This window comes from Mesorhizobium sp. M1329 (assembly GCF_040318035.1).
Taxonomy (GTDB): domain Bacteria; phylum Pseudomonadota; class Alphaproteobacteria; order Rhizobiales; family Rhizobiaceae; genus Mesorhizobium.
In genome coordinates this window covers 42,821-67,980 of the sequence record NZ_JAMYLN010000016.1, presented here as the reverse complement: position 1 = coordinate 67,980, position 25,160 = coordinate 42,821, and the positions used below count along the sequence as shown (strand labels likewise).

The 25,160-nt window shown below is 62.7% G+C and carries 22 protein-coding genes; 9 read left to right on the top strand and 13 right to left on the bottom strand.

The features are described from left to right. Positions 1-110 precede the first annotated feature (110 nt). The 4 genes from NKH21_RS17875 to NKH21_RS17860 form a co-directional block, all read right to left on the bottom strand. Positions 111-2,432, bottom strand: coding sequence for a putative bifunctional diguanylate cyclase/phosphodiesterase (locus NKH21_RS17875; RefSeq protein WP_352866554.1), 2,322 nt, complete (start codon positions 2,430-2,432; stop codon positions 111-113). Between the two features lie 152 nt (positions 2,433-2,584). Next, a complete protein-coding gene (locus NKH21_RS17870) occupies positions 2,585-6,061 on the bottom strand; it encodes an indolepyruvate ferredoxin oxidoreductase family protein (protein ID WP_352866552.1) in 3,477 nt (1,158 codons plus the stop codon). A gap of 224 nt (positions 6,062-6,285) precedes the next feature. Further along, the gene (locus NKH21_RS17865) at positions 6,286-6,816 is read right to left on the bottom strand and encodes a hypothetical protein (protein WP_352866549.1); all 531 of its coding nucleotides are present in this window, start codon (positions 6,814-6,816) and stop codon (positions 6,286-6,288) included. Beyond that, positions 6,809-7,417, bottom strand: coding sequence for a CGNR zinc finger domain-containing protein (locus tag NKH21_RS17860; RefSeq protein ID WP_352866546.1), 609 nt, complete (start codon positions 7,415-7,417; stop codon positions 6,809-6,811). The genes NKH21_RS17865 and NKH21_RS17860 overlap by 8 nt, the downstream gene beginning before the upstream one ends. Before the next feature lie 140 nt (positions 7,418-7,557). On the opposite strand from NKH21_RS17860, the gene NKH21_RS17855 reads away from it, so the two are divergent. The 4 genes from NKH21_RS17855 (at position 7,558) to NKH21_RS17840 (ending at position 12,070) form a co-directional block, all read left to right on the top strand. Further along, positions 7,558-8,463 carry a branched-chain amino acid ABC transporter permease gene (locus NKH21_RS17855; protein ID WP_292658326.1) on the top strand — a complete coding sequence of 302 codons (906 nt, stop codon included), beginning with the start codon at positions 7,558-7,560 and terminating at the stop codon, positions 8,461-8,463. Positions 8,464-8,668: 205 nt separating this feature from the next. Continuing rightward, complete coding sequence (locus NKH21_RS17850; protein WP_352667510.1) at positions 8,669-9,253, top strand: TRAP transporter small permease subunit; 585 nt, start codon at positions 8,669-8,671, stop codon at positions 9,251-9,253. Continuing rightward, on the top strand, positions 9,253-11,031 hold the full coding sequence (locus tag NKH21_RS17845) for a TRAP transporter large permease (protein ID WP_352866675.1): 1,779 nt from the start codon (positions 9,253-9,255) through the stop codon (positions 11,029-11,031). Before NKH21_RS17850 ends, NKH21_RS17845 begins: the two co-directional genes overlap by 1 nt. A gap of 16 nt (positions 11,032-11,047) precedes the next feature. Beyond that, positions 11,048-12,070, top strand: coding sequence for a zinc-dependent alcohol dehydrogenase family protein (locus NKH21_RS17840; RefSeq protein ID WP_352866543.1), 1,023 nt, complete (start codon positions 11,048-11,050; stop codon positions 12,068-12,070). A 66-nt stretch (positions 12,071-12,136) separates the two neighbouring features. Here the strand turns inward: NKH21_RS17840 and NKH21_RS17835 are convergent, their stop codons facing one another. After that, on the bottom strand, positions 12,137-13,246 hold the full coding sequence (locus tag NKH21_RS17835; RefSeq protein ID WP_352667505.1) for a TRAP transporter substrate-binding protein: 1,110 nt from the start codon (positions 13,244-13,246) through the stop codon (positions 12,137-12,139). A gap of 283 nt (positions 13,247-13,529) precedes the next feature. Between NKH21_RS17835 and NKH21_RS17830 the strand changes: the two genes are divergently transcribed. Next, complete coding sequence (locus tag NKH21_RS17830) at positions 13,530-14,303, top strand: gamma-glutamyl-gamma-aminobutyrate hydrolase family protein (RefSeq protein ID WP_352866540.1); 774 nt, start codon at positions 13,530-13,532, stop codon at positions 14,301-14,303. A 14-nt stretch (positions 14,304-14,317) separates the two neighbouring features. Here the strand turns inward: NKH21_RS17830 and NKH21_RS17825 are convergent, their stop codons facing one another. The 5 genes from NKH21_RS17825 to NKH21_RS17805 form a co-directional block, all read right to left on the bottom strand. Then, positions 14,318-14,713 (bottom strand): hypothetical protein, encoded by a 396-nt coding sequence (locus NKH21_RS17825; RefSeq protein ID WP_352866538.1) that lies wholly within the window; start codon positions 14,711-14,713, stop codon positions 14,318-14,320. 152 nt (positions 14,714-14,865) lie between these two features. Then, positions 14,866-15,846: a 2-hydroxyacid dehydrogenase gene (locus tag NKH21_RS17820; RefSeq protein ID WP_352866536.1), complete on the bottom strand. Its 981-nt coding sequence runs from the start codon at positions 15,844-15,846 to the stop codon at positions 14,866-14,868. Beyond that, positions 15,843-16,865: a LacI family DNA-binding transcriptional regulator gene (locus NKH21_RS17815; protein WP_023676245.1), complete on the bottom strand. Its 1,023-nt coding sequence runs from the start codon at positions 16,863-16,865 to the stop codon at positions 15,843-15,845. The genes NKH21_RS17820 and NKH21_RS17815 overlap by 4 nt, the downstream gene beginning before the upstream one ends. 68 nt (positions 16,866-16,933) lie before the next feature. Next, positions 16,934-17,818: a DMT family transporter gene (locus tag NKH21_RS17810; RefSeq protein ID WP_352866534.1), complete on the bottom strand. Its 885-nt coding sequence runs from the start codon at positions 17,816-17,818 to the stop codon at positions 16,934-16,936. A gap of 199 nt (positions 17,819-18,017) precedes the next feature. Continuing rightward, positions 18,018-18,425, bottom strand: coding sequence for a DUF2000 family protein (locus tag NKH21_RS17805; RefSeq protein ID WP_352667492.1), 408 nt, complete (start codon positions 18,423-18,425; stop codon positions 18,018-18,020). A 52-nt stretch (positions 18,426-18,477) separates the two neighbouring features. On the opposite strand from NKH21_RS17805, the gene NKH21_RS17800 reads away from it, so the two are divergent. After that, on the top strand, positions 18,478-19,350 hold the full coding sequence (locus tag NKH21_RS17800; RefSeq protein WP_352866672.1) for an AraC family transcriptional regulator: 873 nt from the start codon (positions 18,478-18,480) through the stop codon (positions 19,348-19,350). A gap of 1 nt (position 19,351) precedes the next feature. On the opposite strand, the gene NKH21_RS17795 is transcribed toward NKH21_RS17800, so the two are convergent. Further along, complete coding sequence (locus NKH21_RS17795) at positions 19,352-19,834, bottom strand: MarR family winged helix-turn-helix transcriptional regulator (protein WP_352866531.1); 483 nt, start codon at positions 19,832-19,834, stop codon at positions 19,352-19,354. 145 nt (positions 19,835-19,979) lie between these two features. Continuing rightward, on the bottom strand, positions 19,980-20,759 hold the full coding sequence (locus tag NKH21_RS17790; protein WP_352866528.1) for an intradiol ring-cleavage dioxygenase: 780 nt from the start codon (positions 20,757-20,759) through the stop codon (positions 19,980-19,982). Between the two features lie 199 nt (positions 20,760-20,958). Between NKH21_RS17790 and NKH21_RS17785 the strand changes: the two genes are divergently transcribed. Continuing rightward, entirely contained in the window at positions 20,959-22,026 is a 1,068-nt protein-coding gene (locus tag NKH21_RS17785; RefSeq protein WP_352667481.1) for a CobW family GTP-binding protein, read from the top strand. Positions 22,027-22,180: 154 nt separating this feature from the next. Continuing rightward, complete coding sequence (locus NKH21_RS17780) at positions 22,181-23,155, top strand: WD40 repeat domain-containing protein (protein WP_352866525.1); 975 nt, start codon at positions 22,181-22,183, stop codon at positions 23,153-23,155. An 8-nt stretch (positions 23,156-23,163) separates the two neighbouring features. On the opposite strand, the gene NKH21_RS17775 is transcribed toward NKH21_RS17780, so the two are convergent. Further along, positions 23,164-23,619 (bottom strand): hypothetical protein, encoded by a 456-nt coding sequence (locus tag NKH21_RS17775; RefSeq protein ID WP_352667475.1) that lies wholly within the window; start codon positions 23,617-23,619, stop codon positions 23,164-23,166. 157 nt (positions 23,620-23,776) lie between these two features. Here NKH21_RS17775 and NKH21_RS17770 point away from each other — a divergent pair, with 157 nt between their 5' ends. After that, positions 23,777-25,159, top strand: coding sequence for an aspartate aminotransferase family protein (locus NKH21_RS17770; RefSeq protein ID WP_352866522.1), 1,383 nt, complete (start codon positions 23,777-23,779; stop codon positions 25,157-25,159). Position 25,160 lies beyond the last annotated feature (1 nt).

The window sequence follows — 25,160 nt, the reverse complement described above, 5'->3', positions numbered from 1 at the left end:
CGGACGGGTCATGAGATGTAAAGATGAAAATAAGTAGGAGCTCGTTTACCGCCCGTTAAGGTTAACAATTAATAAAATTATACCAAAATACGCGGTTTTTCAGCGCGAAGTCAGCGCCGCGGCGCCTTCCTTGCCGTCTGGATGTCCTTGGCGAAGGGCCAGACGGTGCTCGACATCGTCTCGATGCCGGACGCGCTGAGTGCCGACCCGAACAGAAAGCCCTGGACCAGGTCCGGCTTGACCTGCAATGCCAGGATCTTGAGCTGTTCGAAGGTCTCGACACCTTCGACGGTAACCGAAAGTCCCAGCGGCCGTGACAGGTTGACGATGCCCTTGAGCAATTCGAGCGACCGGCTGTTCTGAGTGACATCGATCAGGAACGATCGATCGATCTTGATTTTGTCGAGCGGCAGTTTGTGGAGATAGCTGAGGCTCGAATACCCGGTACCGAAATCGTCGAGCGCAATGCGCACGCCGAGCCGCTTCAACTCCTCGATATATTGGCGTGTCAGCGACTTGTCGTCGAGCAGCGCCGTCTCGGTGACCTCGATCTCCAGACGTCCGGCGGAGAGACCGGATTCAGCCAGCGCGTCGCGAACCTTCTGGATGACATCACGGTTGCGGAAATCTTTGGCCGAGAGATTGACCGACACGCTGGTCTGGGCCGGCCATTTGGCGCATTCCGTGCAGGCCGCATGCAGGACGAAGGTGCTGATGTCGGAGATAATCCCCATTTCCTCCGCCAGCGGAATGAAGATACCGGGGGAAATCGGCCCGAGATCGGGATGATCCCAGCGGCACAGCGCTTCGCAACTGGCGATACGCATCGTGCTCATCGCCACGATCGGCTGATAGACCACCCGCAATTCGTTGTTTTCCACGGCGCTGCGCAGGTCCGCCTTCATCAGCTGACGGCTGCGGAAGGCAGCATCCATGGAGGCCTCGAACAGCCGCCAACCGTTCTTGCCAAGCTCCTTGGCCTTGTAGAGTGCAAGGTCGGCTTTGACGATCATGGCGTCAACGTCGGTATCCTTGACCCGCGACAGCACCGCGCCGCCGCTGGCCTGGATGCGCAATCCATGGCCGGCAACATCGACCTCGCCCTGCAGGTCGACGAAGATCTCGTCGATCTGGCCGGTCAGGTGGCTTTCATCCTCGACGCGCTCGAAGAAGATCATGAACTCGTCGCCGCCGAAGCGGCTGACGGTGATGCCTGGCCCAGCGACTGCCGCCAGCCGCTCGGCAACGGCGTAGATCAATCCGTCGCCGACCGGATGGCCGAGCGTGTCGTTGACGCTCTTGAAATCGTCGAGATCGAGCACCACCAGCCCGCAGAGACGCTCGGGATCCCCCGAGGCCATGGCTTCCACCACCAACTCGTGGAAGTAGGCGCGGTTGGGCAGGCCGGTGAGACTGTCGTAGCGCGCCATGAAGCGGATCTTGTCTTCCGCCTCGACCCGAGCGGTCACATCCTCGAAAGTGACGACGCCCAGTTCCTGGCTGCCTTCGCGCGCCGAAAATTCATAGTGCTGGCCGTTAGTAAGCGAAACCAGGACCTTACGGTCGCGGCCCTCGCGCAACGCACGCGTCAGCTGGGCTTCGATGTAACGGCAATCCTTCGGCGCCAGCATGCCGCCTGCAGCGCCGCGCATCAGCAGACCGTGAATCGAGCGGCCTAGCAGCGCATCGGCCGATTTGAGCGACATCAGGTGCGCGGCTTCAGCATTGGCCACCGCCACCCGGCCGTCGGGTCCAAGCATGACAAGGCCATGCGACATGGTGTTGAGCGCGCGGTTGAAACGCTGCGCGATGCGGTTCGCCTTCTTTTCCTCCGACAGGGCGGTAAACAGCACTTCGCGGACGATGTCGGCAAACCGCTTGATCGCAAACAGAAAAGGGGCCGACATCAGCCCCAGGATGATGTGATAGATATCGCCGCGCAGGATAAAGCCAAGCGATATGGGCCATGTCGTGGTTATGATAAAAATCATGACCATGCGCGGCGACCCATAATTGCGGCCGGCAATCGACGTGACCGATGCCAACGTGACGCAGACAGAGGCTATTTCGGCATAGTTGTCGTGGCTGTCATTTGCCAGATAGATACTGACGAAACAGAATGCGCCAAGCATGAAACCATGCATCGAACCGAAAATTATGTAATCGTTTTCACGATCATGGGCTTCTTCCCACGTCGTGGGGGAAGGAAGTCGCCCGTATTTCCGGATGTTGCGAAGGCGCAGAGTACCGACAATGATGAGCCCAGCGGCAACTAGAAGATATGCCAGGTCCATGGTCTTCCAATAGACCAGGATGACGAGGAGTGTCTGCGCAACAAGGCCGATCGACAGCGTGAACCCGTCGCGAAACAGCGTTTCCACGAACGGAATGTAAACGTCGACCGGAATCTCGTTTTTTCGTCTCAGATTCACGCCTGGATCCCAACCCTGGGGAACCCAGCAGTGTCACATTGGCCTTAAGAAAGGTTTAGAGCAGCGGTTCGGGCTCTATTGGCACTCATTGGTGACGCAGCGGAAACAGGGAAACTACAGTTCAGGTAAACAAGGCGTATCACAGCGCTGAATTATTCGGCGGCTTGAAGTTGCGGCCGCAGCGCCGTCGAGAGTCGGTCGAGCAGACGCTGGCGTTCGCCGGCGGCTTTTTCGGCACTGGCCTGCTTGACGTGGCCAAAGCCGCGGATGAGCGCCGGTACGGAAACAAGCGCGGCAGCAGCCTCGATCTTGCCCGGTGCCAGCGCGCCGGCGACAAGCTCCAGGTCGGCTTCATAGAGGGCAAGAAGCTGCCGCTCCATACGCCTCTCGGCGCTGTAGCCGAACAGGTCGAAAGCGGTGCCGCGCAGGCCCTTCATCGCCGCCAGCAGGCGGAACCCGTTCATCATCCACGGGCCAAAGCTCGATTTCTTCGGCTTGCCGTCACTGCCGCGCCTGCCCATGATCGGCGGTGCGAGATGGAATTCGAGCTTGTCGTAGCTCTGGAACTGCTTTGCGAGCTCTGCGGCAAAGGAGCCGTCCGTATAAAGCCGCGCCACCTCGTATTCGTCCTTGATCGCCATCAGCTTGAACAGGTTCTTTGCGGCAGCCTCGGTCACCACGGTCGAACCAGGCACAGCATTGGTTTCGGCCTTGCGCAGCGCCGCCAGTCTGTCGGCATAGCGCTTGCCATAGGCGGCGTTCTGATAGGCGGTCAGGAAGGCGACGCGGCGAGCAATCATATCGTCCAGCGTCTCGGCAATTGCGGCAGGCTGCGTGGCCTTGCCCGGCTGGGCGAGAAGGCTGCGGACGAAATCCGGCTGGTGGGCGGCGCGGCGGCCCCAGCGAAATGCCGCGATATTCATCGCTACCGCCTCGCCGTTGAGCTCGATCGCCTTCTCGACCGCCTCCGCCGACAGCGGCAAGCCGCCGTGCTGGAAGGCGAAGCCGAGCATGAACATGTTGGCGCCAAGCGAGCTGCCGAACAGCGCGGTGGCGGTGCGGGTAGCGTCGAAGAAATGCGTCCTGTCGTCGCCCGCGGCAGTTCTTATCGCTTTCTTCAGCCGCTCGACGGGCAGCGAGAAATCGGCCGAACGGGCGAACTCGCCCGGCATGATCTCGGCGGTGTTGGCGAGGAAGATGGTATGGCCTTCGCGCACCGCGGCCAACACCTTCTTGGCACCCGAAACGACGAGATCGCAGCCGAGCACGAGATCGGCCTTGCCGGCCGATACCCGAATGGCGTGGATGTCGTCCGGCGTGCGGGCGATGCGGACATGGGTGAACACAGAGCCGCCCTTCTGGGCGAGGCCGGCCATGTCGATCATGCCGCAGCCCTTGCCTTCCAGGTGCGCGGCCATGCCGAGCACCGCGCCTATGGTGACGACGCCGGTGCCGCCGACACCGTCGATGATCGCCGCCCAGCCTTGTTCACCGAGCGCAAATTGCGCCGGCGCCGGCACCCCCGCGAGCGGGTCGGCCGCGCCGGCAATGCCTTCGGCTTTCCTGATTTTGGCGCCGTGAACTGTGACGAAGGACGGGCAGAAACCGTTGACGCAAGAGAAGTCCTTGTTGCAACTCGACTGGTCGATCTTGCGCTTGCGGCCGAATTCGGTCTCGACCGGCTGGATCGAGACGCAATTCGACTGCACGCCGCAATCGCCGCAGCCTTCGCAGACCAGCTCGTTGATGAAGATACGCTTGTCGGGATCGGGGAAGGTGCCGCGCTTGCGGCGGCGACGCTTCTCGGCGGCGCAGGTCTGGTCGTAGAGCAGCACCGAGACGCCTTTGACCGAACGCAACTCGCGCTGGACGAGATCGAGGTCGTCGCGGTGATGGATGGTGGCGCCGCCGGGAAATTCCACCTTGCCGGTATATTTGTCCGGTTCGTCGGTGACGATAGCGATGCGCTCGACGCCCTCGGCGCGCACCTGCCTTGCGATCATGTCCACCGTCAGGCCGCCCTCGTGCGGCTGCCCGCCGGTCATCGCGACGGCGTCATTGTAGAGGATCTTGTAGGTGATGTTGGCGTCGGTCGAGAGCGCAAAGCGGATCGCCAGCACACCCGAATGGTTGTAGGTGCCATCGCCCAGATTCTGGAAGATGTGCTCGCGCTTCGAGAACGGCGCCTGGCCGACCCACTGCGCGCCCTCGCCGCCCATGGCGGTGAAGCCGACGGTGTTGCGGTCCATCCATAACGCCATGAAATGGCAGCCGATTCCGGCGGCGGCGAGCGAGCCGTCCGGCACTTTGGTCGAGGAATTATGCGGGCAGCCGGAGCAGAAGAAGGGCGTGCGCGAGGCGATGTCTGACGTGTCGGCCAGCATCGCCTGGAACTGGCGCAACTTCGCCACCCGCGCAGCGATTTCTTCCGACGGGCCGATCGTTCGCAAAATCCTCTCGCCGAGCGCAATGGCAATGTCGTTGGGGTCGAGCGCGCCCTTGGCCGGGAACAGCCAGTCGCCGCGCTCGTCCTTCTTGCCGACGATGACCGGCTGCGTCGCTGTGCCGTAAAGGTTCTCGCGCAGTTGCACCTCGATCAGCGAGCGTTTCTCCTCGACGACGACGATGGTATCGAGGCCGCGAGCAAAGTCGGCGATGTGCTGCAGGTCGAGCGGCCACGGGCAGCCGACCTTGAACAGCCTGATACCGATACGACTGGCGGCCGCTTCGTCGACGCCGATATCCTCCAGCGCCTGGCGAACGTCGAGATAACTCTTGCCGATGGTGACGATGCCAAGCTTGGCGCTGCTGCCGCCCGAATAGACGATCCGGTTCAGCCCATTGGCGTGGATGAAGGCCGAAGCGGCGGCGCGCTTGTATTCATGCAACCGCTCCTCCTGGCCGAGCATGTCGATCTCGTTACGGATGTTGAGGCCGCCGGGCGGCATGTCGAAGTCCGGGATGACGATATCTAGCCGGTCGAGCGCGGCATCGACCGAGGCCGTCGATTCGATGTTGTCCTTGACGCATTTGATCGCCGCCCAGGTGCCGGCAAAACGCGACATGGCAAAGCCGCAGAGGCCGTAGTCGATGATCTCCTGGACGCCGGCCGGATTAAGGATCGGCACCATGGTGTCGACGAACAGGAACTCGGTGGCATGCGCGTTGGTCGAGGATTCGGCCATGTGGTCGTCACCCATCAGGGCCAGCACGCCGCCATGTTTTGACGACCCGGCGAGATTGGCGTGGCGGAACACGTCGCCGGAGCGGTCGACGCCCGGACCCTTGCCGTACCAGACTGAAAAAACGCCGTCATGGGTACCCTCGCCCAGCAATTCGGCCTGCTGCGAGCCCCAGCAGGCGGTGGCGGCGAGCTCTTCGTTGAGACCGGGCTGGAAGACGATGTCCGACTGAGCGAGCTGGTTCCTGGCCTTCCACAGCTGCATGTCGAGGCCGCCGAGCGGCGAGCCGCGATAGCCGGAGACGAAACCGGCGGTGTTCAAGCCAGCCCGGCGGTCGCGCTCGCGCTGCATCAGAAGCATGCGGATGACTGCCTGGGCACCCGACAGGAAGATGCGCTCCTTTGCCAGGTCGAACTTGTCGTCGAGCGCGACATTGTGCAGCGTCATCAGGCATTTCCTGTGCGGAGGTCGCGTCTGGAGGTGCGCGGCCAACGTCGGAGTCGAGTGCCCACAGTCTTTCTTCCCTTGCCGGGGAGGTCAAACAAAATCGAAGGTGCCAGGCGGTCCGCAACAAACGATCCGTCCGCGGCCGTGTGGCGCCACGAAACGCCTGTCGGGGAGGATGGCCGAGCACGAAAACTCCGGCGGCGGTCGGTGCCGCTGGTGACGCATCATGCAGCCTTTGGGCAACTGGGCTTCGGTTCACCGGGCAGCTTGCCGTCGACATGGCCGGCCAAGTCCTTGTTGAGCTCGTAGACTGGCCCGACCACCAGAGGCCGGTCGGGCAGGACCGACTGGTCGAGCGAGGACGTCAGAGTGGTCTCGAAACTCTGCAGCAACTTGCCGCCGGAATCCTCGATGCGGATCGACACCGCATAGGGCTTGTCCTTGACAACGCAGGTGAGCGGCGGGCTGGTGAGCGTCACATGCGGCAGCTTCGGCCATATTTTCTGGGTGACGATGATCGGATCACCACCGGCCGGGTTCTGGAAGGAGACCACGGCGACCTGTCCCTCACCCACCGGCCGCAGCGGATTGAGGGTGATGACATAGGTGGCGATACCCAGCCGGTAGTTGAACTCGAACAGCTTCCCGGAAATGGCGAACAGCTGGTCCTTGCCGGAATCACGGCAGGCGCCGAGCGCGGCCGCCGCAAACAACGCCGCGACGACAATCATCGCGCGCGAACATTTCTTAGACATTGGTGACCTCCCTGGCCGCGGTCCGGCGGCGATAGTATCGGTTTGCCTTCTGGCGGTTGCCGCACACCGCCATGTCGCACCAGAGGCGGCTGGAATTGCGGCTTCGGTCGACAAACAGCCAGCTGCAGTTCGGACATATCCTCAGCCTGGCGATGGTGTCGCTGCGCAGCAGAGACAGCGCCGAGACCGCAAGCGCCGCCTCGAAGGCGATCGGATTTGCCGGGTCGCCGAACGGTTTCCCGGGCGTGCCGATTTCGGTGTGGCCATGGGCGAGGCCATCGGCGCAGGCTTGCAGGAATTCAGGCATGTCGGCGGTGTCGATCGCACCTTTCGATACCGCGCCGCGAAACAGCCGATCGGTCGTCTCGCGAATCGACAGCACCACCGGTGCGATCTTTTCAGGCGCCGGCGCTACGAGCCGCCTGCCGCCGAGCTCGGCGGCGCGAAAGCCGCTCGCGGCTTCGGCAAAGCGGGCGATCTCGGCCGGATCGTCGAAACGGTCGAAGGTTTCCTTTGGATCGTTCCGCAAAACGACGGTGTTCGCCGTGTCGAGCGCCAGCATGCCACCGGTGAAGCGATGCGGAGTCCAGGATACTATCATATGGAGAATCTAACCGATAAATCGCGTTTGACAAGTTAGATTCCGGGTGCAACGCTCGTCAGTGAGGCGATCGCCGTATTGAGAATGTCGTTCGCCCCAAACCCCCGCCCCGATTGCGGGGCATGCATCGAGGGTCTTGCATGCTCTATTTCTTCCAGCAGGTTCTGAACGGGCTGCATTCGGGCGCGCTCTACGCATTGCTTGCCTTCGGCTACGTGCTGACCAACGGCATCCTGCACCGTACCAATCTTGCCTATGGCGCGCTGTTCGCCTTTTGCGGGCATACGATGATCCTCACCGCGGCGTTCGGCTATCAGGCGCTGTGGCTGACGCTGTTTGCATCGGTCGCGCTCGGCGTAGCTGCGGCATTCCTTTATGCGGCGCTGCTCAGCCATGTCCTGTCGCGAAGCATCTTCGAACCGCTGGCCGACCGCTCGCCCAACGCCATCGTGGTGACGACGCTCGGCATATTGCTGGTCTTGTCGGAAGCCAGCCGCATCGCCGCCGATACCCATGACCTATGGTTGCCGCCAATGCTGGCCCAGACCATCGTCTTCGCGCAGAATGCCAGCTTCAAGGCGACGTTGACGCTGATCCAGTTGCTCGATTGCGCCGCCGTGCTGGCGGCTATTGCGCTGGCTGCGTGGGGGTTCACACATTCCAGCTTCGGCCGAAGCTGGCGTGCCGTATCCGACGATCCCAAGGCCGCTGCGATGTGCGGTGTCGATGTCCGCGCGGTGTTTCGGCGTGCGGTGCTTTTCGGCGGCCTTTGCGCAGCACTGGCTGGCGTGCTCGCCGCCTTCTACTACGGCAACATCAGCTTCGGCACAGGTTTGGTCTACGGGTTGAAAATCCTGTTCGTGACCGCAGTGGGCGGCTATCTCTCGCCTTTGCGGGCGGCACTGGGCGCAGCCGCCTTCGGCATGGCCGAATCGCTATGGGCCGGCTATTTCCCGCTCGAATGGCGGGACGGCTGGATGTACCTGTTCCTCGTCGCCATGCTTGTGCTGATCGGCTCCGGCCGCGACCAACAGAAGATCGCCTGAGCCGCATCCGACTTTGGTTGGATGAACGAGCCGCATGTCCTTGGACATGCAAACGACGCGGTAGCATTTTTGCCGGGCGTCACCTCACAACCGTGTTTATGCGGGCTGTCCCATGTTGACCCGCCGAACCACGCACTGCATACCGTTGGTCCACAGCGACGCGACGGACAGGGAACCGGCGTGCTCTGACACAAGGGAGGAATGCATGGCAGGGCTTCTCGCTCTTTCCAGAGCCATTGACCGTTTGAACGAATTCATCGGCAAATGGGTATCGTGGCTGATCCTGCTGGCAATCCTGGTAAGCGCCGCCAACGCCGTCATCCGCAAGGTGTTCGACATGTCCTCGAACGCCTGGCTGGAATTGCAATGGTATCTGTTCGGCGCCGCCTTCATGCTGGCCGCCGCCTACACTCTGAAGCAGAACGACCATATCCGCATCGATATCGTCTACGGCATGTTCTCGCGCCGCGTGCAGCACTGGATCGACCTTTTCGGTCACGTCTTCTTCCTGATGCCGTTCGTGACGTTGATGGTGGTCTATTTCGTTCCCTATGTGTCGCTGTCGTATCGCAGCGGGGAGATGTCGAACAATTCCGGCGGGCTGATCATCTGGCCGGCGAAGGCGATCCTGCTGGTCGGCTTTTTCCTGCTCGCGCTGCAGGGCATTTCCGAGATCATCAAGAAGATCGCCATCATGCGCGGTCGGATGGACGATCCCACTCCGTTCATATCGGTGCATGAGCAGGCCGAACTCGAAGCCAAGGCGCTCGTCGAAGAGGTGCGCTCGTGATCGAGTTCATCGCCCAGAACATGGCGCCGATCATGTTCGCCTCGCTGATCGTCTTTCTGCTGATCGGCTACCCCGTCGCCTTCTCGCTCGCCGCCAACGGTCTGATGTTCTTCTTCATCGGCGTGCTTCTGTCGCCCTATTCGGGCGGCTCGATCAATCTCGCCTGGCCGTTGCTGCACGCGTTGCCGGATAATTTCTATGGCAGCCGGGTGATGTCGAACGATACGCTGCTGGCGATCCCGTTCTTCACCTTCATGGGCATCGTGCTCGAACGATCCGGCATGGCCGAAGACCTGCTCGACACGATCGGCCAGTTGTTCGGACCCGTCCGTGGTGGCTTGGCCTACGCCGTGATTTTCGTCGGCGCGCTGCTTGCCGCGACGACCGGCGTGGTGGCAGCTTCCGTCATCGCCATGGGTCTGATTTCGCTGCCGATCATGCTGCGCTACGGCTACGACCGCCGGCTGGCATCCGGCGTCATTGCCGCGTCCGGGACGCTCGCGCAGATCATCCCGCCGTCGCTGGTGCTGATCGTGCTGGCCGACCAGCTCGGCCGCTCGGTCGGCGATATGTACAAGGGGGCGCTGATCCCCGGGCTCATTTTGACCGGCATCTACATGCTCTACATTCTCCTCATGTCGATCTTCCGGCCGAAGTCGATGCCGGCCCTGCCGCTTGAGGCCCGCACGCTGGGTCACGGCGTGCTGTCGCTGCTGGCGGCGCTGCTGGCGGCGGTGGTGGTTTCCTATGCGGCGTATCGCTATCTTGCGCCGAACCATGGCGGCAACGCCGATATTCTCGGCGCCAGTATTGGCGTCATCTTCATCTATGTCGTGGCGATCGTCGACCAGCGCCTGAAGATCAACCTGATGTCCAGACTGGCACAGCAGGTGATCATCGTGCTGATCCCGCCGCTGGCGCTGATCTTCCTGGTGCTGGGCACCATCTTCCTCGGCATCGCCACGCCGACCGAAGGCGGCGCCATGGGCGCCGTCGGCGCGCTCGCAATGGCGGCGATGAAGGGGCGGCTGTCGCTCGACGTGGTCAAGCAGGCGCTGGCCTCGACGACCAGGCTGTCGTCCTTCGTCCTGTTCATCCTGATCGGCGCGCGGGTGTTCTCGCTGACCTTCTACGGGGTCAATGGCCACATCTGGGTCGAGCACCTGTTGACGTCGCTGCCGGGCGGTGAAGTCGGTTTCCTGATTGGCGTCAACATCCTCGTCTTCGTGCTCGCCTTCTTCCTCGACTTTTTCGAGCTTGCCTTCATCATCGTGCCGCTTTTGGCACCGGCGGCCGATAAGCTCGGCATCGACCTGATCTGGTTCGGCGTGCTTTTAGGCGTCAACATGCAGACCTCCTTCATGCATCCGCCCTTCGGCTTCGCGCTGTTTTATCTGCGCTCGGTCGCCGCGCGCGTGCCCTATCTCGACCGGCTCAGCGGCAAGCAGATCGCGCCGGTCACCACAGGGCAGATCTATTGGGGCGCGGTGCCCTTCGTCTGTATCCAGGTGATCATGATCGGCCTGACCATCGCCTTCCCGCAGATGGTGATGCACTACAAAGGCACCGTCGTCGATCCGGGCACCATCAACTATCAGGTGCCGGAGACGCCTGGCATCGGCTTGTCGCCGCTCGGCGCGCCGCCGGCCAACGGCGGCACTGCCCCGGCCTCACCTTCCACACCGGATTTGTCGCAGCCGCCGAGCTTCGACGAAAAACCGCCCGCGAAGCCGGCGGCGCCGGCAATCGATTTGTCGCAACCACCGAGTTTCAACTGAGGAAGGCCCGGCGGCCATGAAGGCAGTTCGGTTGGAGCGAGTGGGCGGCCTCGCCGTGTGCGAGGTCGAGAAACCGACCGTCGGGCCGGACGAGCTGCTGGTGCGCATCGAGGCGTGCGGCGTCTGCGGCACCGACCGGCACCTTTTCCATGGTGAATTCCCGTGCACGCCGCCAGTGACGCTCGGGCATGAATTCTCCGGCATCGTCGAGGCGGTCGGACCTGCCGTATCCGGCTTTTCCGTCGGCGACCGCGTTACCGGCGACCCCAATATTGCCTGCGGGCGCTGTGCGCATTGCCAGGCGGGCCGGGTCAATCTCTGCGGTAATTTGCGCGCCATCGGTATCCATCGCGATGGCGGCTTTGCCGAATATCTTGCCTTGCCGCAGAAACAGGCTTTCGTCTTGCCAGGCGATCTGAAGCCTACGCATGGTGCTTTCTGTGAGCCGCTCGGTTGCTGCCTGCATGGCGTGGACCTTGCCGCGATCAAACCAGGCTCGTCGGTCGCGGTGCTCGGCGGCGGCGTGATCGGCCTGCTCACCGTTCAGCTGGCAAAGCTCGCCGGTGCGACGACCATCATCCTGTCGACGCGTCAGGCCTCGCGGCGGGCTCTTGCCGAGCAACTTGGCGCAACGGCGACGGTCGATCCCAGTGCTTCCGACGTCACCGACACGATCGTCGGCCGGTCGGGTTTGATGCCGGGCGGCGTCGACGTGGTGTTCGAATGCGCCGGCGTGAAAGACACTGTTGAGCAGTCGATGCGGCTGGCCAAAGCAGGCGGCACCGTTGTCATCGTCGGCGTGATGCCGCAACGCATGAAAGCGGCGTTCGAACCGTTCGACCTGCTGTTCCGCGAGTTGAAGGTCCTGGGCTCCTTCCTCAACCCCTTTACCCATCGCCGGGCCGCCGATCTTATCGCCTCCGGGGCGATCGAGGTAGACCGGCTTATATCGCGGCAGGTCACGCTTGAAGAGTCAGCTGCAGTGATCGCCAATCCGCCTGCGCCGGGCGAGGTCAAGGTTCTGGTGGTGCCCGGCTGATCGCAAACGGAATGCTCTGCGGCGCCAGCGTCCCGAAGGAACGCCGGCGCCGCAGAGCAGCAAGATTCAGAGCTTGCTGTTGCGCTGCTGGACCATCATGAAGGTGTCGTAGTTGTACTCGGCCACCTGCGCCCAGAGATAATGCTCCTTGCGGAACGCCTTGATCGAGTCCCAGATCTTCTTGAACGGCGCGTTCGAGGCTTCCATCTCGGCATAGACTTCGTTGGCCTTTTCGAAACAGGCGGCCATGATCTCCTGGCTGAATGGGCTCAACTTGGCACCGCCGGCAACCAGCCGCTTAATCGCCGCCGGATTGAGATAGTCGTATTTCTGCAGCATGTTGGCGTCGGCCGCTTGAGCGGCAGTATGCACCAGCGACTTGTAAGCCGGCGAAAGTTCGTCGTATTTCGCCTTGTTGAACATCAAATGGACAGTCGGTCCACCTTCCCACCAGCCGGGATAGTAGTAATAGGGCGCAACCTTGTAGAAGCCGAGCTTCTCGTCGTCGTAGGGGCCGACCCATTCGGCGGCATCGATCGTGCCTTTTTCCAGCGCCGGATAAATGTCGCCACCGGCGATCTGCTGCGGAACCACGCCGAGCCGTTGCACCACTTTGCCGGCAAAACCACCGATACGCATCTTGAGGCCGGAAAGGTCGGCGACCGTTTTGATCTCCTTGCGGAACCAGCCACCCATCTGCACGCCGGTATTGCCGCCCGGCAGTCCGAACAAACCCTGCGTCGCCAGGAACTCGTTGAACAGATCGATGCCGCCGCCATGATAGTGCCAGGCGTTGATGCCGCGCGCGTTGAGTGAGAACGGAACCGCCGCTCCCAGCGCCCAGGTCGGGTCCTTGCCCCAGTAATAGTATGCCACCGTATGGCAGGCCTCCACTGTGCCGGCAGTGGTGGCATCGGCGGCCTGCAGGCCGGGAACGAGTTCGCCGGCGGCAAAGACCTGGACCTGGAAGTTGCCGTCGGTCGCCTCCGACAGCATCTTGGAAAACACTTCGGCACCGCCATAGATCGTGTCGAGCGACTTCGGGAAGGACGACGCCAGCCGCCAGGTCACTTTCGGATTGGACTGGGCGATGGCCGGCGCGGCAAGTGTCGCGGCAGCGGCCGCGGCGCCAACGCCGGCGGTGCCGGCCTTGCGGATGAACGAACGACGATCCATGAAGTTCCTCCCTTTTGGATCCACTGACCGACATTCGGGACACTTCGGCGCCCGGATCGGCTTCGAGCCGACAATACACAGGCAAGGAGTCGAGTCCAGCGCGGCAGTCCGGTTTGAGGGGCGCATTTCGGGGAAATTCACGGCGTTGGGGCAGATCTTGCAACTATAGTCTAAGGTCGATTAACTAGCTACGCGACACGCCGAAACTTGCCATGGAAATGCGCCTTCGGATCGCCTATTTTGCAGGCAGATAATTCGTTGCACCCGATGGGATCCGGACCAAATGCACCAGCCGCTCGTCGCAATATCGACCGACGTCCGCCAGTTCGACAATTACACCTGGCATGCCGCGCCGCAGCAATATCTTGAGGCGGCGCTTTCGGGGGCAGGCGTGTTCCCGCTGCTGGTACCGTCCTTCGGCGACCGGCTCGACTTCGATGAACTGCTTTCCGCAGTCGACGGCGTCATGGTCACCGGTTCCAAATCGAACGTTCATCCCTCGCTGTATGGCGGTGACGCCAGCGAAGCCAATGGTCCTTACGACCCCGCCCGCGACGCCACCACGCTGCCGCTGATCCGCCGGGCGGTGGAGCGCGGCGTGCCGTTGCTCGCCATCTGCCGCGGCATCCAGGAGATGAATGTGGCGCTGGGTGGCACGCTGGCCACCGAAATCCAGGAACGCGCCGGTTCGCTCGATCATCGTGCGCCGGCAAGCGACAATCAGGACGAACGCTTCGCCATCCGCCAGAGCGTGTCGATAAAACCCGGCAGCTGCCTGGCCGGGGTCTTCGGCGCCGGCGACATCATGGTCAATTCGGTGCATCGCCAGGCCATCGACCGGCTTGGCCCAAAGCTGCAGGTCGAAGCGGTCGCGGCCGACGGCACTGTCGAGGCGGTTTCGGTGCGCGATGCACGGGCTTTCGCCGTCGGCGTCCAGTGGCATCCCGAATACTGGGTCAAATCGGACAGCATCTCGGTAAAGATATTTCGCGTATTCGGCGATGCGGTGCGCCTGCATCAGGCGGCGAAATCGGGTGCGCGCGCAGCCGCGGAATAGTCCTGCCGCGCTCGTTAGTTGCCGGCCGACGCCAGCGTCAGCAGCGGTAGCGCCGGCGCGTAGGATTCGTAGCCATCGCCGTCGGCGACTGAGAACATGACGATCGGATCGGTGCCGTTGGCGCTGAAGGTGACCGTGCCGTCATCCTGCTCTCGCCAGAACTTCGCCTGCTCGACGCCGGGCAACACCCGGCGGCAATTTGCGGCGACGGTCAACAGCGACAGGCCGTGCGAAATCTCGGCGCCGCGGCTGACCGCACAAGACGCCTCGTCGCCATGGGCTACCAGCCTGTAGTTGCCGGATGAAGGTGGTGACTCGCTGGCTGCACGGCTTTCACCGCTACCGGCGTAAAACAGCTGGACGCTGCCGAACAGCACAGCGACTGCCATCAATGCAGGAAGCGTCTTCATCCTGTTTCTCCGCGCATTTCAAGCGCGCCGCGGTCGAAGAGATCAGGGAGGCGCGCTTCATCTTGCTGTCATGTGCTGTCAGGCGGACATACACTGCGAAGGGCTCAGAATGATTCCCAAGGGTTAAGCTGAAGTTAACAATAATATGGCGGTCACAGCCTCGCCTTGACGTTTGCCGTCTCCGGCACCGGCGTCAGCGCCTTGCGCTGCGAAAACCACGAAACCAGATTGTCGACGCACAGGTCCGCCATGGCGCGGCGGGTGTGCTGCGAGGCCGAGCCGACATGCGGCAAAAGCGAGGTGTTGGGCGCGGCAAGCAACGCCGCTGGCACATTCGGCTCGTCGGCAAAGACATCTAGCCCGGCAGCGGCGATGCTGCCGCTGGCAAGTGCGGCGGCAAGGGCTGGTTCGTCGACCGTACTGCCCCGGCCGATATTGACGAAGACGCCGTTCGGCCCAAGGGCCGAGAGGATTTCGGCATTGACGGCCTTTTCCGTCGAGGCCCCGCCGGGCGCCACCGAGATCAGTGTGTCGACCGCCTCGGCGAGACCTTTCAGCGTCGGGTGATAATCATAGGACAGGCCTTCGACGCGGCGCCGGTTGTGGTAGGCGATGGGCAGCCCGAAAGCGTCGAGCCGGCGGGCAATGGCGAGGCCGATGCGGCCCATGCCAAAGATACCGACATGGCGCCCGCGCAAGGTCAGCCGGCTCAGCGGATAATTGCCTTTGCGCAGCCAACTGCCGTCGCGCAGCCAGGCCTCGGCGCGCGGCAGTTCGCGGATGGTGTTGATCAACAAGCCGAGCGCCGTATCGGCAACCTCCTCGGTCAGGACGTCCGGTGTGTTGGTGACCATGATGCCGCGCTGTGCGGCGTGGCGGACATCGACAGAATCATAGCCGACGCCGAAATTGGCGATGATCTCGAGCTTTGGCAGCGCGTCCATCAACGCGGCGCTTATGCCGCCAAAGGCGGCTATGCCGCGCACCGTACGGCGCATGTCGTCGGTGACCAGCGATGGATCGGCGCGTTCGATCCGGACGCGGCTGAACGCCCCGTCGATGCGGCCGACCGCATGGTCGTTGAACTGGCCCGGCACCAGAATGGCGACAGCTTGCTGTTCGGTTTTTGTCATGCACGTTCCACCGGTTTGCCGGTCGACTGGCGCACATGCAGTTCCGGCTTGATCAGTTCCTGCGACGGCCGCACCGTCTGTCCGTTGAGTTTGTCGAGCAGCGCGCTGGCGGCCCGGCGGCCAACCTCACGCTGGCCGTTCCAGACCGTGGTCAGCGCCGGTGTCGCGATCGCCGCCTCCTCGAGGTCGTCATAGCCAGTAACGGAGATGTCGATGCCCGGCACCAGACCGGCGCGCGCAATGCCGTTCATCAGCCCGATGGCGACGAGGTCATTCCAGCAGCAGGCCGCGGTCGGCCTGTCCTTTAGCGCCAGGAACTGCCCGGCAGCCTCGAAGCCCGCCTGCTTGGTGCGTGGGCCGGCGATGCGCCAGGATGGCCTGACCTCAAGCCCCGCCGCCTCCATGGCGTTGACATATCCCTGATAGCGGTCGCGGCCGGTCGACGTCTGATCGGTGCCGCCGATCATTGCGATGCGCTTGTGGCCAAGCGAGATCAGATGATTGGTAGCAAGCCCGGTGCCATAGGCATCATCGCCGCGAAACACCGGCACGTCGGCACCTTCGACGGTGCGTGCAATCAGCACTGCCGGGAGACCGTTCTCCTCGGCCATGATTATGTCTTCGGGCGGCGTGCCGATGGCCGGCGACATGATGACCCCGTCAGCGCCGAGCTGCAGAAGCGTGTCGATGAAGGTGCGTTGTTTCTCGAGCTGGTCGTAATGGTTCGACAGGATGAAGGTTTGCCGGCTGCGGTCGAGCTCGCTCTCGATCGAACGCAATATCTCGGCAAAGAACGGGTTCATGATGTCGTGGACGACGACGCCGACAATGCCCGAGCGCGAGGTGCGCAGGCTGGCGGCGCGGCGGTTGTAGATATAGCCGATGGCGCGGGCATGTTCCTTGATGCGGTCGCGGGTGCCGCCGGCGACCAGCGGGCTGTCACGCAAGGCCAGCGAGACCGTGGCCGTGGACACGCCGAGTGCATCCGCGATGGTCGAAAGCTTGATCTTCTGTGCCAGCGCCCTGCGCTCCCGAAGCAATTTAAACTGTTTAAAGGCCGGCTCTTATGCCATCGATCCCGAGCAAATCAAAGTTTTTTTGCCAGCGCCTCCGCCTCCGCGTCCAGCGTCGCGCGGTTGCGCAAGCGAAGCCGGCGCTCGCGGTGGACGATATAGAGGCCGCTGGCGACGATCACTGTGGCACCGGCCAGTGTCCAGCGATCGGGAAACTGGTTGAAAACGATCAAGCCGGAGACGATCATCCAGATCATCTGCGAATAGGGATAGGGGGCCAGGGCCGTGGTGGTGGCAAGGCGATAGGCCTGCACAAGTAGCCAATGGCCAAGGGCGCCGAAGACGCCCAGCATCAGCAATATGAACCAGTGCCAGCCATCCTGTGGCAGCGAAAGCGAAAATGGCAGTGTCGGCAGCAGCAGCACGGCCGGCGCCAGCGCCGAAAACAGGATGAGGCTTTCCGAGGTTTCCGTGGCCGACATGCGGCGCGTCATGATGACGTAGAAACTGTTCGACAGCATCGAGCCGAGCGCAAAGAGATGGCCGACGCCAAAGACGCCGACGCCCGGCCGGGTTATGATGAGGACGCCGACAAAGCCGCCCATGATCGCCAGCCAGCGCCGCCAGCCGGCCCATTCGCCGAGCAACGGACCGGCAAGCGCGGTGATCACCATCGGGCCGAAGAAGTAGATCGAGGTGGTTTCCGCCAGCTGCAGCGTCCGCAGCGCCAGAATGTTGCATATCGTCGATCCGAACAGGAGCAGACCGCGCGTGAGATGCGCCGGCAGGTTGGCGGGGCGAAAGCGCAGCGGCTCGCGCCATCCGCGCAGAAAGACGCCGACGATCAGCACATGGACCGCGAAGCGGGTCCAGGCGACGATCAGCGCCGAGACGCCGGCCAGGACAAGATATTTGCTGCTGGTGTCGAGGAAGGTGAAAAACACGTAGACGGAAAGCATGCACAGGATCGCCGCCGGCGATGTCGCGCTTTCGTCATGTCTTGGGGGAGCATTCAATTTCAGGCCGGACGGGAAGCAAGGCAGTCCCTCACCAATGCGGCAATTGTCGCCTGCGGGCAAGCCAAAATGGGCTGGCACAACGACAGCCGCCGACAGGCTCAGTTTTTGTTTCTTGGTGGCCGACCCAGTGGCCGACGACTCAGGTGTGCATGCGGGCGCCCTTGGTGATCTTGTCGACGAGCTTCTTTTCGGCGCGAAGCGCGATGCCGACCACCTTGGCATCCTCCGGCGCAAATTCGGCAAAGACGGCACGGTTGGCCAGATCATACCCAGTCGAAAACATTTCCTCGACATAGAGCGAGACCGTCACACCACGCTCCAGCGCCCGCCGCTGAATCGCGCCGAGCGTCTGGCCGTCCGCCGAAAGCACGATGACCGGCTGGATCGACAGCGGGTTGTAGATATTGCCGGCGCGATCACGGTAGGGGTCGCCGATAATGTCGGGAAATTGCGCGACGATGCCGCTGGTCAGAAAGGCGGTGACATTGAGCTTCTGCCAGACGGGAAGGTCATCCTTGAGCACGATTGCAAATTTCGTATCGAACATGCGACAGTTTCCAATCCGAAAAGGGGGCCAATCCGAGGCTGCGAGAGAAGCGATGCCGCACGATCTAGACGGGGAAGCCTTTCAGGGTCTTGGACGTTTGTGCATGGATGCAGCCGAAAACTGCATCGTACCGGCACCCCGTGCTGCCGGCATGGAACGCATCGAGGCCCGGTTCCACGGCAACGCCTTCGATCTCCATCGCCACGACACCTATGCGATCGGGGTGACGCTTTATGGCGTGCAGCGCTTCCGCTATCGCGGCCAAACGCATCAGAGCCTGCCTGGCCAGATCATTATCCTTCATCCCGACGAACTGCACGATGGCGGTGCTGGCACCGAAGATGGTTTGCGGTACAGAATGCTGTATTTGGAGCCGTCCCTGATGCTCGATTGCCTCGGCGGCGGATCACTGCCATTCGTCGGGAATGCCGTGGTGACAGACCGCGATCTCCGGGCGACGCTGCTTTCGGCGCTCGGGCCGCTGAATCAGGAACTGGACGAGCTGTTTGTCGTCGATTTCATGACGCAGCTTATGCAAAGCCTGGCCCGGCACGCCGGTCAGCCGGCGAAACCGGTAGCGAAAACTGCGTGGCGCGCCGCCAGCCTGGCGCGCGACTATCTGGAGGAAAATGTCGCGCGGATTGTACGTTCGGATGAATTGGAGGCGATAACCGGATTGGACCGGTATGCCCTGTCGCGGCATTTCCGCGCCACCTTCTCCACCAGCCCGCACCGGTTCCTGCTGATGCGCCGGCTTCAACGAGCCCGTCGGATGATCGAAGCCGACGAGCCACTGGCGCAAATCGCCATCGCAGCCGGCTTCAGTGACCAAAGCCATTTCAATCGGCATTTCAAAAAGGCGTTCGGCGTCACACCGGGACGCTGGTCGGCACTCACGCGACGGCCGTCAGTGGCGAACGCGTGAGTTATTCAAGGATGTTGTCTTCGATATCCAGTTCGTCATCGGGGAGCACCATTTCGCCGTTCGACAGGTTCGCCTCTACACGGGCAAGCAGCTTGAACAGCGCTTTCTGGTCCTTCTTGTCGAGACCCTTCAATGCCTGCTTTTCGGTCTTCTTCACCGATTTCTCGATGGCGTGGATGATTTCGCGGCCGGTGTCGGTGAGGAAGATATGCGCCTGGCGGGCATCGGCGGACGAGGCGCGCTTTTCCAGAAAGCCCTGCGCCTGCAGCCGGTTGATGGTCTTGGTGATGGTCGGCGGACGCACGCCGAGGCGGCCGGCAAGATTGCCGGGCGTCTGCCCATCCTCGCGGTCGAGCGCCAGCATGATCTGGTCCTGGCCGGCATAGAAGCCATGCGCCAGAAGCCGGGCGGCGAGCGCCGTGCGCGCCAGCCGCGCCGCCGAATGCAGCCGGCTCATTGTTGCAGTCTTGTCCGCCTTGGCCATGCTCATCCCTCCTCGGCCGAACCGGTGCGGGCAGCATAGAAGCAGGCCGCCGATTGGCAATGACGATCGAAAACATTCCGGCTCGGAAAATAGCTTTGCCGGCAAGCTTCGCGGTGTTCGCCGTGGCTAATGCCAGATGTTTATTTCAGTTAGATGACAAACGACTTTCCGCAATGGCTGGATGGGGACGTGGCGAGGCGTTCTCAACGGCCTTCACCGCGACCACCATCAAGGCCTGAAAGGCGTCCGCCATTTCCCGCAGCGCCGCCTGCGACAGCGGCCCGGCCTGCCGCGCAATGCCGTCCCGCGCGTTCGATGTGTCGCGTTTGCCGGGGCGATCTTTATAGGGCGCGACGGTGGCGAATATCTGCTCGCTGAGGCTGTCGGGGAAGAACATCTGGCCGGTCATCACCGAGCGGTCGTCGGGGAAGATCTTGAAATGGATGTGGGTGGTGCGGCCACGATACCAGCCGGGATAGATGGTGGCGAAAGAAGCAATGCCGCTTTCATCGGTTCTCTGCCAGCCGCGGAGAAAGCTCTGGCCGGACGTGTCGATATCCTGCCCGTCGCCCTGTCCGGGATAGCCGGAATAGGCGCCCTGGGCGTCGCAATGCCAGATATCGACGCGTGCGCCGGGAAGCGGCCGGCAGGCGGCGTCGACGATTTGCAGCCGCACATTGAGGGCGATGCCTTTCTTGCCCTCGGTGACGTCGGTGCGTTCAAGCTTCGGGTCGAAATAGAACGGCCCTTCGGTGACCTCGGGCGTGATGGCGCAGACGCCGGCACCGGCTTCGAACAAGGCAAGCCCGGCATAGGGCGAAACCTGCCCGGCCCTTGCACCGGCTGGCAGGAATATGCCGCCAGCGGTAACCGCAACGAGGCGGAGCGCCTGCCGACGGCTTAGTGGCAAGGACTTGTCGGACATCTGGCGCCTCTTCAGTGCGAACAGCCCCTGTAATGATCCTCGGCCTATCTAGGCCCTACCGCCAGCCCGCGCCAATGAAAGTTCGGCAATGTGAGGAAAGTTCGGCAATACCGGCCTCTCTTTGGCCCACAGGTTTGCCTCGTGCAAAAGCCGAGCACACATCCTATATGGAGCCGACAATCCCTATTCGAGGCACAATATGAGCGACGCACAGACGCAGATCCCCGTAACCGTCCTCACCGGCTATCTCGGCGCCGGCAAGACGACACTGCTCAACCGCATCCTTTCGGAAAACCATGGCAAGCGCTACGCCGTCATCGTCAATGAATTCGGCGAGATCGGCATCGACAACGAGCTGATCGTGGAATCCGACGAGGAAATCTACGAGATGAACAATGGCTGCGTCTGCTGCACGGTGCGCGGCGACCTGATCCGCGTCGTCGAAGGCCTGATGCGCAGACCCGGCCGCTTCGACGCCATCGTCGTCGAGACCACAGGCCTCGCCGATCCCGTGCCGGTAGCGCAAACCTTCTTCATGGACGACGACGTGCGTTCCAAGACCAGGCTCGATGCGGTGGTGGCGCTGGTCGACGCCAAGCACCTGCCGCTGCGTCTGAAGGATTCCCGCGAGGCCGAGGACCAGATCGCCTTTGCCGATGTCGTCGTGCTCAACAAGACCGATCTGGTCACCCCCGAAGAGCTGAGCAAGGTGGAGGCGACGATCCGCGCCATCAACCCGGCGGCACGAATCCATCGCACCACACGCGCCAGCGTGGCGCTGTCCGAGGTGCTCGATCGCGGTGCGTTCGACCTGTCCCGGGCGCTGGAGAACGATCCGCACTTCCTCGAGGCGCATGACGATCACGACCATCATGATCATGATCATGACCACCATCACCATGATCACGACGGCCATGATCACCACGATCATGACGGGCATCATCATGCGCACGCTTCCGACATCCATGACGTGACCGTGCAGTCGGTGTCGCTGCGCGGCGGCGAGATGGACCCGAAAAAGTTCTTCCCGTGGATCGAGAAGGTCACCCAGATGGAAGGCCCGAACATCCTGCGGCTGAAAGGGATCATCGCGCTGAAGGGCGATGAAGAGCGCTATGTCATCCAGGGCGTGCACATGATCATCGAGGGCGATCACCAGCGCGCCTGGAAGGACGGCGAGAAGCACGAGAGCCGGCTGGTGTTCATCGGCCGCGAACTCGACGCCGAGCGGCTTAGGAACAGTTTCGAGGCCTGCCAGGCCGCTTGATTTAGCTGCCCTTTCTTCCTTCTCCCCTTGTGAGAGAAGGAGCAGCCCGCAACGCTGGCGGTCTCTCCTCACGACGATCCGAAGCACGGGTTGAGACCCGCAGCTCAACCCCTTAAGGGTGAGGCAGCAGAAATCTCAAACGGAATGATCTCTCATGCCGACAGTCGCCCCGCTCGATCTCGAAGGCCACTGCCTCGCCGCCGTATTCCTCGGTGACGTGCCGCATTTTGCGCTGGCTGACGGCACAATCCATCGGCTCGACCACGGCCACAAGACGGTGCAGGCCAATGACGGAATGCTCGCCGCCTTCCATGATGCGGCAAACGACCGGCTGATCACCGGTGGTGAGGACGGCAAGATCTTTGCCGTGACCGCAGGCGGCAATACTGCGGAATTGGCGGCCGCGGGCAAAAAATGGATCACCAGCGTCGCCGCCGGGCCGCAAGGCGCTGTTGCCTATGCTTCGGGCAAGATTGCCTATGTGCGCTTTGCCGACAGCAAACCCAGGGAATTCTCGCATCCGCGCTCGGTCGAGGGGCTTGCCTTCTCGCCCAAGGGCATGCGCTTCGGCGTTGCCCGCTACAACGGCGCGACGCTGCATTTCCCGGCCGCCGACGGCAAGCCGGTCGAGCTCGAATGGGCCGGCGCCCACACCGGCATCACCTTCTCGCCGGACGGCGGCTTCGTCGTCACCACAATGCAGGAAAACGCGCTGCATGGCTGGAAGCTCGCCGACGGCAAGCACATGCGGATGTCCGGCTACCCCGGCAAGGTCAAAAGCCTGTCGTGGAGCGCCAAGGGCAAATGGCTGGCGAGTTCCGGCGCGCCAGCGGCGATCGTCTGGCCGTTTTCCGGCAAGGACGGGCCGATGGGCAAGGCGCCGCTGGAACTCGGCACGCGCGGCAATGCGATGGTCACCTCCGTCGCCTGTCACCCGAGCCAGGACGTCGTTGCCATCGGCTATGATGACGGCATGGTGATGGCGGTGCGCTTCGCCGACGCCAGGGAAGTGCTGTTGCGCCGGCCGGGCAAGGGCGCCATCACCTCGATGATGTGGGACAAGGAAGAGCGCCGCGTCGCCTTCGGCAGCGCTGCGGGCGATTGCGGCGTCATCGATATTTCGGCGTAACCTGTTACTTACTCGGCTCCGCAAGATACTTTGCCGGTCAATTCATCCGGTTTGCCGTCCTTTTCGGCATCAGCCGTAACATCATAGATTGAGAGCAAATAGCGGCCGTCATAGACGCCTTCGTCACTGGCCTTGGTCAGGATCGCCAGTTCGACATAGCCGTAGGCATTTTCGACCTGCCGTTCGTGGTAGACGAGCAGCCGCAATTCCTTGTTGTCGAGCCAATATTGCGTGAGGTTCTGATCCTCGAACACCGTCTTGCGCAGACTGTCGGCAGCCGGCCTGCCCAGAATTTCGAGCTCGCCGCTAAAATTGAAGGTCGGCCCGCCCATGCCTCTGGTGACCCCGGCACCGACCTGAAATTTGACGGCTGCGTCCTCGGCGGAACACCAGATGCCGCCGGACGCCAGAGCCGCTCCAACCGACGACAGCAGCATTACTGCGCAGACGATCGCCCGCACCATCTTGTCCCCTCCAGCCGAAGTGCCATTGGCGCCCGAAGGCGGCTCGTGGTCAAGCGCCTGTTTTCATTCAAATGACCGCTGACCCAACACAGGGCAGCCGCCCGGCCAATTGCGGTGGCGGACGCCGATTGTCTAAAGTGCGACTGAGAGGGCCGCCATGAACGTCATCAACCATGCAAAGACTTCCATCGGCGGCATCGGCCCGGCGCGGATCGCCAAGTTGCGCGCGGTCGAGGCAGAAGTCTTCCGCCGGGCGCGGCCGAAATCGATGGCGAAAATCGGCAATGGCCTGCCCGGCTTCTTCGGCGGCGTGCCGATGCATTGGATGAACGACTGGCCGACGCCGTTCCCGATCCTCGTCGATAGCGCCAGGGGCGCCGTCATCAGCGATATCGACGGCAACCGGCTCGACGATTTCTGCCTTGGCGACACCGGTTCGATGTTCGGTCATTCGCCGCCGCCGGTCGCACGCGCCATCCGCAGGCAGGCCGGACGCGGCCTGACCTACATGCTGCCTGCCGAGGACGCGCTCGTCATCGGGCCGCTGCTGCAGCAGCGTTTCGGTTTGCCGTTGTGGCAGATCGCGACGACGGCGACCGATGCCAACCGCTTCGCGCTGCGCGTTGCCCGCGCCGTTACCGGCCGGGAGAAGATACTGGTCTTCAACGGCTGCTATCATGGCTCGGTCGACGAGACGATGGTGCGGCTGGTCGCCGGGAAAGCGGTGAATCGACCGGGCCTGGCCGGCGAGTTCCGCGACCTGACGCGGGCGACTGATGTCGTCGAGTTCAACGATCTGCCGGCGCTCGACGCGGCGCTCCGCGGCAACGATGTCGCCTGCGTCATCACCGAGCCGGTGCTGACCAATTCCTGCATGGTGCTGCCCGAAGCCGGCTTTCACGATGGCTTGCGGCGTCTCACCCGTGCGACCGGCACGCTGCTGCTAATCGACGAGACGCATACGATCTCGACCGGTCCCGGCGGCTATACCAGCAAACACGGGCTGGAGCCGGACCTGTTCGTGCTCGGCAAGCCGATTGCCGGCGGCATACCGGCGAGCGTCTGGGGCATGAGCGAAGACGTTGCGGCCCGCTATGCCGCTTATGACAGCCGGAAGGAGCCCGGATATTCCGGCATGGGGACAACGCTGTCGGCCAATCCGCTGCAATTCGCAGCGATGCGCGCCACGCTCGAATACGTCATGACCGACGCGAACTACAGCCATATGGACCATCTGGCGCGGCGGCTCGACGCCGGGCTGACCGCCGTCATCGATCGCCATCGTCTGCCCTGGCATGTTGCTCGCGTCGGTGCCCGTGTCGAGTTCATCTGCGCGCCGGGCCCGCTGAGGAACGGCGGCGAAGCGGAAGTTGCGCACGTGCCGGAGCTCGAAGCGGCAATCCATGTCGCGCTGGTCAATCGCGGCGTGCTGATCGCACCCTTCCACAACATGATGCTGATCTCTCCTGCGACCAGCACCGCCCAGGTGAACCGGCTGATCACTGCCTTCGGCGCGGTTGCGGCAAAGCTTACGGCGTGAG